Below are 11,117 nucleotides of genomic sequence, written 5' to 3'. Positions count from 1 at the left end.
TGTGTTTGGTCAAGTCCGTCTTTCTGAAATGATCACGGAAAACTTTCGGGTTTGGGCACGCAACTTTTTCGGGTTCGGTCACGGGCGCGCCGCTAGCGTGCCAAATTGCCCAGCATGAGTGACTCCTCGAGACGGTGGCTTGGGCCGCCGAACTCGACGAGCCTGCCGTGGTGGACGACGCGGTCCACGATCGCGGCGGCGAGCTTGTCGTCCGCGAAGACCGTGCCCCACCGGCTGAACTCGACGTTCGTGGTGAACACTATGCTCCTCCTTTCGTAAGAGTCGGATATGACCTGGTAGAGCAGGCGCGCGCCGTCGACGTCGAAGGGGACGTAGCCGAACTCGTCGAGGATCACGAGCTCGGCCCTGCCGACGTCCGCCAGCAGCCTGTCGAGCGTCCCCTCGCGCTTCGCCTTGCCGAGCTGCAGCACCAGCGCCGCCGTCTGGAAGAAGCGCACGGGCACCCCGCGCCGGGTCGCCTCGATGCCGAGGGCCGTCGCCACGTGCGTCTTGCCGCGGCCGGTCGGGCCGTGGAAGACGAGGTCCTCGGCGCGCTCCACGAAGTCGAGCGAGAGCATCTCGTCTCGGCCCCAGCCCTCGGGAAAGCGCACGTTGGACCAGTCGAACCCCTCCACGGCCTTGGGCACGGGGAAGCGGGCCTGGCGCAGCAGCCTGGCCGCTCCGCCGCTCCGGCTCAAGAGCTCGCACACCGCGAGCATCCCCGAGCACGCGGCGAGCTGGCCCGGGGTCGCCGTCTCGAGGAACCACGCTATCGTCGCCTTCGATAAGAGACAGCGACCAGGCAGCGCAGGCGCTCCGTCGCGCGCTCGGCTCCGGGATCCTAGGCACTGGCGGCGCCCCCCTCCAGCAGCTCGAAGGCCCGGTCGTACCCCGCGAGGTCGACCGGCTCGTCGTACTCGACGAGCGCGTCGCCGGCGGCCGCCCTAGCGGCGGCGAGCTCCAGGGTGGCGGCGTCGACGCCGCCCGTGGCCCCGAGCGACCTCAGCGCGCCCTCCACGGTCGCCGCCCAGCCCCGCCTGGCGCTCACGTCGCGCAGCGCCCTGAGGTCGGCTCCGAGGTCGGCGGGCGACTCCGAGTCGAGGAACGCCACGAGCTGCTCGGGCAGGGACCCCCGCACGACGCTGTCGCGCCAGCCGCCGGGGCGCACGCAGAGCAGCCTCAGCTGCAGCATTGGGTCGGCGGAGTCCGTCGGCGCGTCGCCCCACTCGCGCGGGTACTCGGCGACGACCTCGCCTCCGGCGCCGACGACCGTGACGTCGAAGGCGCCCATCGCGACGGCGACCTCGCGGGAGGCGTTGACGGGCCCCGCCGAGTAGCGGTGCTCGCCGCCCGCCCTGAACGAGCCCTGCTTGTCGCACCTCCTGGTGAGCCACGTCACGCACGCGAACGGAGCCGCGGGCAGCGGCGAGAGCGCGGCGCGGTCGTCCCCGAAGAGCTCGGACTCGCTCGCGCCCTTGCGGTAGTGCGGCTTGCCGTCCGAGAGCGCCAGGCACGTCCCGAGCAGCCGCTCGTTGTAGGCCTTCACGTCCCAGACCTGCGGGACCGGGACGAAGAGGTTGCGCCTGAGCGTCCCGACCTTGTTCTCCACGGAGCCCTTCTCGTTCCCCGAGTAGGGGTTGGTGAAGCTGTAGTCGAGCCCGTAGTGCGCGGCGAACCGGCGGAAGAGCGCCGAGGTCCTCATCTCGGCGCCGACCCTGCGGCCGACCTCGGTGGCGTTGTCGAACACGGCCCGCAGCGGCACGCCCCCGAGGAACTCGAAGACGTCGCGGAGCCCCTGGCAGACGCACTCCGCGGTCTCGCCCCAGAAGACCTGCGCGAGCCCGACGTTTGAGTGCGGGAACGTGACCACGAGGAAGTGGCCGCGGGTGACGACGCCTCGCACGCGGAAGTCGGCCTGCCCGAAGTCGACCTGGCACTCGCCCGGGAGCCAGTCGAGCAGCAGGAACCCCTGCGCCTCGCGGGCGTCGAGCTCGGCGGCGAGCTCCTCGCGCCTCCTCCTCACGTACCTCCTGACGGTCGAGTACGAGCCCTCGAAGCCCTTCTCCGCGACGAGCCGGTCGAAGACCCTCTTCGCGGTGTGGCGCTGCTTGTACCAGCAGCGCCTGTCCTCGAGCAGCCACGAATCGACCAGCGCCGCGAAGGGCTCGAGCAGGGGCGACTCGGGCGCCCTGCCGACCGCCGGCGGCCTCTCGGAGAGGTCGGTCTCCCTCAGGTACTTCCTCACCGTGGGCTCGGAGACCCCGGTTTCCCGGGCGATCGAGGCGACGCTCGCCCCGCCCCTCCCGAGCCTTCTGATATCGTCGATCTTGTCCACGCCGATCATTTCCTTCCCGGCCTCCCATCGTCGCAACCGTAGCAGCGACAACGTTAGGCCCCGTTGGGGATGGTCGGCGTGCCCATGCCCAAACCCGAAAGTTTTTCGTGACCATTCCCGAAAGCTCCGGGTGATCAAATCCGCAAGTCAGACGTTATCAAACACAAGCGGCCCGTCACCCCTCTCGGCGCGGGCGCGCTCGATGCACCCCGGCGTCAGGTCGAGCTCCGAGGGGTCCAGCACCTCGACGCCGAGCCCGTCGAGGAGCGCCCGGGCGTCGTCCCCGTAGGCCGCCAGCAGCATCGCCGAGGGGCACATGAAGGCGAGCGAGCCCCTCGGCTCGGAGTTCACGTGGCTCATCAGCAGGGCGCAGTCGGCCGGCGCCAGCCGGTCGAAGGATATCCCGCGGCCCTTCGGCAGCAGCTTCCTGATCTCGACGTGGTTGCGCTCGCAGGAGCCCTTCTGGTCCGAGCGCATCGGGTCGCAGTAGAACAGCCTCGTCTCGCCCGGCCGCTCGCAGAGCGCGGCGGCGATGCCGGCCTCGTCGGCGAACTCGGAGCCGTTGTCGGTGAGCACGACGGCGAAGACCCGGCGCACGCCGTCCTCCCCGAGCAGGGCGCGCAGGGCGCCCAGCGCGCGAACGGTCTCGGCCGAGGTCTGGGCGGCCATCGGCAGCGCCAGCTGGAACCTCGTCGCCCTGTTCAGCAGCGTCAGCACGACGGCGGAGTCGCCGGAGCGCCCCTCGACCGTGTCCATCTCCCAGCGTCCGTCCCGCGCGTCCCGCGGCAGCGCGAGGAACGCGGCGTGCGACCTGCGGTCGGAGTGGGGCGTCGGCCTGCGCGGGACCTTCCTCCTCCTCGGCTTGTAGCCGACCTTGCGCCGCAGCTCCATGTTGCTCATGCCCCCGTAGCCCTCGTCGGCCCAGCGGTATATCGTCGACTTCGAGACGCCGAGCGACGGCCTCGTGGCCGCGATCTGCTCCGGCGACAGGCCGCGGGCGAGGTCGGAGCGGATGACCTCGAGCTTCATGGCCATGCCCTCCTCGGTCTCGTCCACGCCCCTGCGCGCCCCCCGGAGCTCCTCGTCGGCGAGCGCGTGCGCCCTCGCCGCGCGGTAGACGGCCTTCGGGGTCCTCGAGCAGCCGCACGCCCTCTTCCTGCACCCGTTGCACACGCCCGGCGACCTCGCGAGCAGGCCGCACAGCCCGTCCGGCCCCTCCGCGGGGAACCGCTCGCCCTCCATGCCCCTGGGCCTCAGGTACACCCTGTTCCTCTTGACCTCGCGCGTCACCGTGGACGGCGGCCTGCCGAGCCTGCGACGTGATGTCGCGCCGGGTCGCGCCTACGTCCAGGCCGCGCTCGATGCCCCGCCTGTCGTCGAGCGTGAGCCTCGGGTAGGCGCGCCGCGCGGCGAGCGGGGCGGCCTTCGCCCTCTTCGAGCCCTTCATATTCCGGCCTCCTTGCCGGGGCCGCCGACCGGCCCCACGCCCCAAGGATTCCAGAACCCAGCGCAACGCGTTGCGCTGGGTTCTGGAATCCTTGGGGCGTGTTGCACTGAGGTTGAAACTCTACGCGAGCCGAAAAACTCAGGCGAGTTTGTCCCGAAGGGACCGTCCGTTGCCTTACGGGAGCGCGTCAACGGTATACTTTGGTCGAGAGGGACCATGGGGAGAGGCAGACATCATGGAAAACGGCGTGCGACCGCAGCTGAACGGCACCGTGCTTTCGTATGCGGGCGAGCGTGCCCTGCGCGTTCTTGAGGCGGCGGGGCTTGAGGCTTGGGTTGTGGGCGGCTGGGTGCGCGATGCGCTCATGGGCGGCGCCGGCCACGATGTCGACCTGTGCTGCGCGGGAACATGGCAGCAAAACGAGGCGGCACTGCGCGCCGCGGGCATCATGGTCGTGGAGTCGGGCATCAAGTTCGGCGGCATCACGGCGGTTATCGACGGCGAGCGCATCGAGGTGACGACCTACCGGCTCGACGGGTTCTATACCGACGGACGGCATCCGGAAGAGGTGACGCGCGCCACCTGCGTCGAGGACGATCTCGCGCGGCGCGACTTCACCGTCAACGCCATGGCGTGGCATCCCGAGCGCGGCCTTCTCGACCTGTATGACGGCCAGGGCGATCTTGCGCGCAAGGTCATCCGTGCGGTGGGAGACCCGCGCCGTCGATTCGAAGAGGACGCCTTGCGCATGCTGCGCGCCGTCCGGTTCGCATGCCGATTGGATTTCTGGATCGAGGAGCGTACGGCCGAGGCGCTCGCCGCGTGCGCACCCCTGCTCGATGCGGTGGCGCGGGAGCGCGTGGGCATCGAGCTCGACGGCATCCTGCGCACCGCCCATGGCGGCGATGCGATGCTTCGCTACCCCGAGCTCATGTGCGCCGCCGTGCCCGAGCTCACCGCGTGCCGCGGTTTCGACCAGCAGAGCCCCTACCACGCCTTTGACGTGTACGAGCACATCGCGCGCGTGCTGACGGTCGCCGGCGAGCTTTCCCGCTTCCGCATCGACGGCGGAGATCCCGACCAACCGCCCTCGCCGTCGCTCATGTGGGCGGCGCTGCTGCACGATATCGGCAAGCCCCAAACCTTTACGGTCGATGAGAGGGGACGCGGCCACTTTTACGGTCATCCCGAGGTCGGCGCCGATATGGCGCGGGACCTTATGCGCCGTCTCGCCCTGCCCGGCGACGTGATCCGCGATGCCTGCATGCTCATCCGCTATCACGATCTGCCCATGATGGCCGAGCGGGAGGACCTGCTGCGCGTCATGCACATCTTTTCGGGCGAGGGGATGGACACCCCGCGGCTCATGGGCGAGCTATTCGACATCAAGCGCGCCGATGCGCTGGGCAAGGCCCCGTCGTGCTTCTATTACGTTGAGGAGATCGAGCGCATGCGCGAGATGGTGCGAGAGCTCATCGCGAACGACGAGGCGTACAGCATGGCGACGCTGCATCTTGCGGGGCGCGACCTGATTGCCGCGGGCGTCAAGCCCGGACCGCGTATCGGGGAGCTGCTGCGCCGGGCCCTGAAGGCGACGATGCAGGGGAGGGTGCCCAACCGCACCGACGACCTGCTGGCATTCCTCGATCTGTAGGATGGCTCCGGCCATCCCGCCTGCATACGATGCCGCGCCCGTCACGGATGGCGGACGCGGCATCGCCGTATAACGGGCCTGTCTAGAACTCGAATTCAATATGGGCGCTGACGCCGCTGCCGGTACTCGTCACTTCGTTTTCGGTCATCGTGCAACCGGCGCAAAGGCAGGCGGAGATGGCGAGGGCGATCATAAACGGGATGATGTTTTTCATGACGGTCTGCTCCTTACTCGGGTCGCGCCCATCTTACCGCGTGTCGGGTGCCTGCACGACGATTCGGGAGCGAATGCGTGCAATAGGGAACGAACGTCGCATCGGCGTGGTTCGTGTACCCTTGTTCTGACAAAGTGTCAGTAGTAGGATATGCCCGTAACACGAATGGACCTACTCGTAACACTTATCAAGGAGATACGCCATGCGCTCAACCGACACGATCTTGTCGCGCCGCGGCTTTCTGGGCGCCTCGATCGCCGCGACGGTCGCGGTGACGGGCGCTGTGTCCGGGTGCTCGGATCAGGGCGGTTCCGGTTCGGCGGCAGGATCTTCTGCTGCCCAAGCGACATCGCAGGTCATCGTTGCCATGAACGCGGGCAGCGAGCCGGCTGCGGGATTCGACCCGCTTGTTGCCTGGGGGTGCGGCGAGCATGTGCACGAGCCGCTCATCCAGTCGACACTCATCACCACCGACCGGGACCTGAACTTCGTCAACGACTTGGCCACCGAGTACCTGTGCTCGGATGACGGCCTGGTATGGACGTTCACCATTCGAGACAACGTGGTCTTCACCGATGGGGAGCCGCTGACGGCGCACGACGTTGCCTTCACCGTGAACGCCGTCGCGAAGGGAACCACGTCCGAGGCGGACCTTTCCATGGTTGACCAGGCGACGGCGGTCTCCGATACGGTCGTCGAGATCCACCTGAACAAGCCCTACAACGCGCTGCTCTACACGCTTGCCGTGCTGGGCATCGTCCCGGAGCATGCCTACGGCGACGGCTACGGCGCGAACCCTATCGGGTCTGGCCGGTATATGCTCGAGCAATGGGACCGGGGCCAGCAGGCGATATTCCGGGCGAATCCCGATTATTACGGCGAGGCCCCCCTGATCGAGCGCGTCGTCGTGGTCTTCATGGACGAGGATGCGGCCCTTGCCGCCGTCCGCGCCGGCCAGGTCGATATCGCCTACACTTACGCAACCCATTCCGAGCAGGCATTCGACGGCTACGAGCTCGTGGCCTACGACACGGTCGACTCGCGTGGCATGTCGCTGCCGACGGTGCCCGCGGGCGGCACCAAGATGGACGGCGACGCGGAGTATCCCATGGGCAACGACGTGACCTGCGATGCCAGCGTGCGCCGCGCCATCAACATGGGCATCGACCGCCAGGCGGTCATCGATCACGTGATCAACGGCTACGGCGGGCTCGCGTACAGCGTGGGCGACGGCATGTCGTGGTCGAGCGATGACATGCGCGTCGATTTCGATGCGGATGCCGCGAGGGCCCTGCTCGACGAGGCGGGCTGGACGCTCGGGGACGACGGCGTGCGCAGCAAGGACGGTGTCCGGGCCGCCTTCGACCTGTGGTACTCGTCTGACGACTCGGTCCGCCAGGCCATTGCGAACGAGATGGCCAACCAGCTCGCCGACCTGGGATTCGAGGTCACGCCGCGCGGCGGGAGCTGGGATGAGATCTACCCGCATGAGTTCGAGCAGCCCGTCCTGTGGGGATGGGGCTCCAATTCGCCCGTCGAGGTCTACGAGCTCAACTACTCCTCCGGCTGGGGCAACTACGCGTGCTATGAGAGCGAGACGGTCGACGCCTATCTCGACCAGGCGCTCGTCCAGACCGATATCGAGGTCTCGTACGAATACTGGAAGCGCGCCCAGTGGGACGGTACCGAGGGGATCGCGCCGCAGGGGGCGGCGACGTGGTGCTGGATCGCGAACGTCGACCACCTCTATTTCAAGCGCACGGGCCTTGACGTGGCCGACCAGAAGCCGCATCCGCACGGACACGGCTGGTCGCTCGTCAACAACGTCGACCGCTGGAGCTGGAGCGAGGCATGATCGGCACGCTGAGGTACACCGCGGTCCAGGTAGCGCGTTTCGCCCTGCTGATGGTCGCGGTCAGCATCGTCACGTTCGCGCTGGTCAGTGCGTCGCCCATCGATCCCGTCCAGGCAAATACCGGACAGGCCGCGCTGCTGTCGATGAGCGCCGAGAAGCGCGAGCAGCTCGATGAGCGCTGGGGCGTGGGCGAGCCGCTGTGGGAGCGCTACGGGCAGTGGGCCTCGGATGCGATTCGGGGGGATTTCGGTGACAGCCTGCGCTTCAACGCGCCCGTGACCGAGGTGGTCGCCGATCGCCTCGCCGGGTCGGCGCTGCTGCTTGTCTCCGCGTGGCTCATTTCGGGTGCGCTCGGGCTCGTACTCGGCATCGCGGCGGGGGTTCGGCAGGGGGGCCTGCTCGACCGGGCCGTGTGCCTGTACTGCTACGTGCTGTCGGCGACGCCGACGTTTTGGTTGGCGATCGTGCTGCTGATGGTGTTCGCCGTCCAGCTCGGGTGGTTTCCTGTCGGCTTCTCCGTCCCCATCGGCGCGTCGGCGGCGACCGTCTCGCTGGCCGAGCGCCTGCATCACCTGATACTGCCGGCGCTCACGCTGTCGGTGACCGGGGTGGCCAACATCGCGCTGCACACGCGCGAAAAGGCCATCGACGTCATGGCGAGCGAGTACGTGCGCCTCGCGCGGACGCGCGGCGAGGGAGGGATGTCGCTGGTTGTGCGTCATGTGCTGCGAAATCTGCTGCTGCCCGCCGTGACGCTGCAATTCACGTCGATCAGCGAGATCGTGGGAGGGTCGGTCCTCGTGGAACAGGTGTTTTCGTACCCCGGGCTCGGCCAGGCGACGGTGACGGCGTGCTTGGGCGGAGACGCCCCGCTGCTCGTGGGGCTGGCGCTCGCCACGGCGGCCGTCGTGTTCGCGGGCAACCTCGCGGCGAATCTGCTCTACGGGGTCATCGATCCCAGGATGCGTCGGGAGGTGCGCCATGTTCGGTAGCAAACCGGGGCCGCGTGGGGCCCAGGCGGACGGCCTGACGCTCTTCCACGATATCGAGCGGCCGTATGCGCGCGGTGGTCGTCGCGCGTGGCTTGCCGGGTGCGTGCTCGCCGCCGTCGCGCTGGTGTGCGTGGCGGTCGCGGGGACGCTGCTCGCGCCCGCTGCCGGTGCGACCGACTTCGCCCAGAAGAACCTGGCTCCTTGCGCCGCCCACCTGTTCGGAACCGATTGGATGGGTCGGGACATGCTCGCCCGCACGCTTGCGGGCATCGCCACCTCGCTTGCCGTCGGCACGCTGTCCGCCGCGGTGTCCTCGGTCATCGCGCTCGCGCTCGCCACGGTCGCCGCCTTGGGCGGACCTCGCGCGGACGCCGTCGTGAGCTGGCTCATCGACCTGGTCATGGGCATTCCGCATCTGATCCTGATCATCCTGGTGAGCTATGCGCTCGGCCGTGGGGCGGTGGGTGTTACGGTGGGCGTGGCGTTGACGCATTGGCCGAGCCTCACGCGCGTGCTGCGCGCCGAGATCATGCAGCTGCGCGCCCAGCCGTTCATGGCGTGCTCCCGTGCGCTCGGCATATCGGGGATGCGTATGGCCCTCACCCATGCCGTTCCCTACGTGCTTCCGCAGTACCTCGTGGGGCTTGTGCTGCTGTTCCCCCATGCGATCCTCCATGAGGCGTCCATCACGTTTTTGGGGTTCGGCCTGTCGCCGGAGCAGCCGGCGATCGGCGTGATCCTATCTGAGGCCATGGGCTACCTTACGGCCGGTTCCTGGTGGCTCGCGGTGTTTCCCGGCCTCGCGCTCCTGCTCGTCGTGCTCATGTTCGACCGTATGGGTTCGGGCCTTCGGCGCCTGGTATCGCCCCAGGGGGTGCAGTCATGATTGAGCGAGCGGAACTCCCCGCGATGCCGCACGGCCCCCATGCGGACGCAGAGCGGCATCATCACCATACGCATGCCGCTCGCTCGCGGCATCCCGGCAGCCATCATCTGCTGACGGTCGAGGACCTGACCGTCTCGTTTTCGATGTACGACGAGAGCCGGCCGTACTTTCGCGCCGAGCGGGTGATGCGCGAGCAGCTGCATCATCTGTCGCTGTCGGTTCACGAGGGCGAGGTGGTGGCCGTCGTGGGGGCGAGCGGATCGGGCAAGACTCTGCTCGCCGATGCGATCTTGGGGCTCTACGAGCCGAACGCGAGGGTTTCGGGGCGCATCTGGTTCGACGGTGAGGCTATGGACGCCTCCTCGCTCGCGCGCCTGCGCGGTCACGGGATCTCGTTGGTTCCGCAGAGCGTGAAGCATCTCGATCCCCTCATGCGCATCGGGCGCCAGGTGGTCGGGGCGTGCGCCAAATCGGAGCGGGCGCGCCGCGAGCAGCGCATGCGCGAGCTGTTCTCCGCCTACGGTCTCGCCCCCGAGGTCGAGCGGATGTATCCGCATGAGCTCTCCGGCGGCATGGCGCGCCGCGTGCTGCTGATGTGCGCGCTCATGGACGAGCCCCGTCTGATCGTGGCCGATGAGCCCACGCCGGGCCTCGATCTCGAGCTTGCCGTCCATGCGCTCGGTGATCTGCGCTCGTTTGCCGACCGCGGGGGAGGCGTCGTGCTCATCACGCACGATATCGACCTGGCGCTGTCGGTCGCCGACCGCGTGGCGGTCTTCCGTGACGGAACGATCGTGGAGGAGACGGCGTCGTCGAGCTTTGATGACCCGGATCTTCTCGGGCATCCTTTCTCTCGTGCGCTGTGGCGCGCGATGCCGCAGCACGGTTTTGCGGTGCCGCGCGACCGGGGGAGCGCGAAAGACTTCGATTCAGGACGGGAGGGGACAAGATGAGCCTTGAGGCGAGGAACATCTCGTTCAGCTATCCGTGTGGCAGGAGCCTGTATTGCGATTGGTCGCTTTCCGTCGAACCCGCCGAGCGCGTGGCGCTGTGCGCTCCCTCGGGTGCGGGCAAAACGACGCTTTGCCGCATCCTCGCGGGGTATCTGGCCCCGCAAGCAGGGGAGGTCCTGGTCGATGGCGAGCCCGTCGCATCCAGGCGCATACGGGGGCCGCGTCCGGTTCAGCTGATCTGGCAGCATCCCGAGCAGGCGTTCGATCCGCGCATGCGCATGGGCCGCTCTCTCGCCGAGGGCGCGTGCGCGCGAAGCGTCGACGATGCCGTGCAGGCTGCGCGCGACGAGGGGCTCATGGATGCGTTCGGGATTCGGGATGAGTGGTTGAGCCGTCTGCCCCATGAGCTGTCGGGCGGCGAGCTCATGCGCTTCTGCATCGCGCGTGCCCTTCTCGCTCATCCGCGTTACCTGATTTGCGACGAGATGAGCGCCATGCTGGATGCGGTGACGCAGGCGGAGGTGTGGCGCGCCCTGCTTGCTCTTGCGGAGGAGCGGGAGATGGGGATCGTCATGGTCTCGCACGTCCCAGCCCTTCTCGATCGCATCGCAACGCGGCGCGTATCGGTGGGGTTGGACGTCGACGCCCCTGATGTGCGCTCGAGCCATGCCGTCTGACCTGCGCACTTCGCAAGAGCTTCACAACTTTTAGATTCTTGAAATTTGTTCTTGCCTCGGCGACGGTCATCCCGTAATATTCTCTTTGCGCAAAGGCGCTACAC

General features: G+C 68.0%; 10 protein-coding genes. 6 read left to right on the top strand and 4 right to left on the bottom strand.

Translation table 11 applies throughout. The features are described from left to right. Positions 1-92: 92 nt before the first annotated feature. From istB to BN3789_RS08005, 3 genes are all read right to left on the bottom strand, one after another. Entirely contained in the window at positions 93-710 is a 618-nt protein-coding gene (gene istB / locus BN3789_RS08015) for an IS21-like element helper ATPase IstB (RefSeq protein WP_459166426.1), read from the bottom strand. Positions 711-841: 131 nt separating this feature from the next. Beyond that, complete coding sequence (istA, locus tag BN3789_RS08010) at positions 842-2,335, bottom strand: IS21 family transposase (RefSeq protein WP_066832644.1); 1,494 nt, start codon at positions 2,333-2,335, stop codon at positions 842-844. Positions 2,336-2,482: 147 nt separating this feature from the next. Continuing rightward, entirely contained in the window at positions 2,483-3,598 is a 1,116-nt protein-coding gene (locus tag BN3789_RS08005) for an IS30 family transposase (protein WP_229254266.1), read from the bottom strand. Positions 3,599-4,017: 419 nt separating this feature from the next. On the opposite strand from BN3789_RS08005, the gene BN3789_RS08000 reads away from it, so the two are divergent. Further along, a complete protein-coding gene (locus BN3789_RS08000) occupies positions 4,018-5,436 on the top strand; it encodes a CCA tRNA nucleotidyltransferase (RefSeq protein ID WP_066832549.1) in 1,419 nt (472 codons plus the stop codon). A gap of 82 nt (positions 5,437-5,518) precedes the next feature. Here BN3789_RS08000 and BN3789_RS13350 read toward each other — a convergent pair whose 3' ends face one another. Beyond that, entirely contained in the window at positions 5,519-5,650 is a 132-nt protein-coding gene (locus BN3789_RS13350) for a hypothetical protein (protein ID WP_267872874.1), read from the bottom strand. A 202-nt stretch (positions 5,651-5,852) separates the two neighbouring features. On the opposite strand from BN3789_RS13350, the gene BN3789_RS07995 reads away from it, so the two are divergent. The 5 genes from BN3789_RS07995 to BN3789_RS07975 are packed head-to-tail and all read left to right on the top strand — an operon-like array spanning position 5,853 to position 11,013. Beyond that, positions 5,853-7,505, top strand: coding sequence for an ABC transporter substrate-binding protein (locus tag BN3789_RS07995; protein ID WP_066832546.1), 1,653 nt, complete (start codon positions 5,853-5,855; stop codon positions 7,503-7,505). Continuing rightward, positions 7,502-8,497 carry an ABC transporter permease gene (locus BN3789_RS07990; RefSeq protein ID WP_066832543.1) on the top strand — a complete coding sequence of 332 codons (996 nt, stop codon included), beginning with the start codon at positions 7,502-7,504 and terminating at the stop codon, positions 8,495-8,497. The genes BN3789_RS07995 and BN3789_RS07990 overlap by 4 nt, the downstream gene beginning before the upstream one ends. Next, a complete protein-coding gene (locus BN3789_RS07985; RefSeq protein ID WP_066832541.1) occupies positions 8,487-9,383 on the top strand; it encodes an ABC transporter permease in 897 nt (298 codons plus the stop codon). Before BN3789_RS07990 ends, BN3789_RS07985 begins: the two co-directional genes overlap by 11 nt. Continuing rightward, entirely contained in the window at positions 9,380-10,336 is a 957-nt protein-coding gene (locus BN3789_RS07980) for an ATP-binding cassette domain-containing protein (RefSeq protein ID WP_079989187.1), read from the top strand. The genes BN3789_RS07985 and BN3789_RS07980 overlap by 4 nt, the downstream gene beginning before the upstream one ends. After that, positions 10,333-11,013, top strand: coding sequence for an ABC transporter ATP-binding protein (locus BN3789_RS07975; RefSeq protein ID WP_066832532.1), 681 nt, complete (start codon positions 10,333-10,335; stop codon positions 11,011-11,013). The genes BN3789_RS07980 and BN3789_RS07975 overlap by 4 nt, the downstream gene beginning before the upstream one ends. Positions 11,014-11,117 lie beyond the last annotated feature (104 nt).

This window comes from Collinsella ihumii (assembly GCF_900046475.1).
In the GTDB taxonomy this organism is placed as follows: domain Bacteria; phylum Actinomycetota; class Coriobacteriia; order Coriobacteriales; family Coriobacteriaceae; genus Collinsella; species Collinsella ihumii.
This window is presented reverse-complemented; position numbering and strand designations above follow the sequence as displayed.

Excerpts from the sequence above, each read along its gene's own strand:
- BN3789_RS07975 (WP_066832532.1), top strand. The coding sequence starts at position 10,333 with ATGAGCCTTGAGGCGAGGAACATCTCGTTCAGCTATCCGTGTGGCAGG.
- BN3789_RS07995 (WP_066832546.1), top strand. The coding sequence starts at position 5,853 with ATGCGCTCAACCGACACGATCTTGTCGCGCCGCGGCTTTCTGGGCGCC.
- BN3789_RS13350 (WP_267872874.1), bottom strand. The coding sequence starts at position 5,650 with ATGAAAAACATCATCCCGTTTATGATCGCCCTCGCCATCTCCGCCTGC.
- BN3789_RS08000 (WP_066832549.1), top strand. The coding sequence starts at position 4,018 with ATGGAAAACGGCGTGCGACCGCAGCTGAACGGCACCGTGCTTTCGTAT.
- BN3789_RS07985 (WP_066832541.1), top strand. The coding sequence starts at position 8,487 with ATGTTCGGTAGCAAACCGGGGCCGCGTGGGGCCCAGGCGGACGGCCTG.
- BN3789_RS07980 (WP_079989187.1), top strand. The coding sequence starts at position 9,380 with ATGATTGAGCGAGCGGAACTCCCCGCGATGCCGCACGGCCCCCATGCG.
- BN3789_RS07990 (WP_066832543.1), top strand. The coding sequence starts at position 7,502 with ATGATCGGCACGCTGAGGTACACCGCGGTCCAGGTAGCGCGTTTCGCC.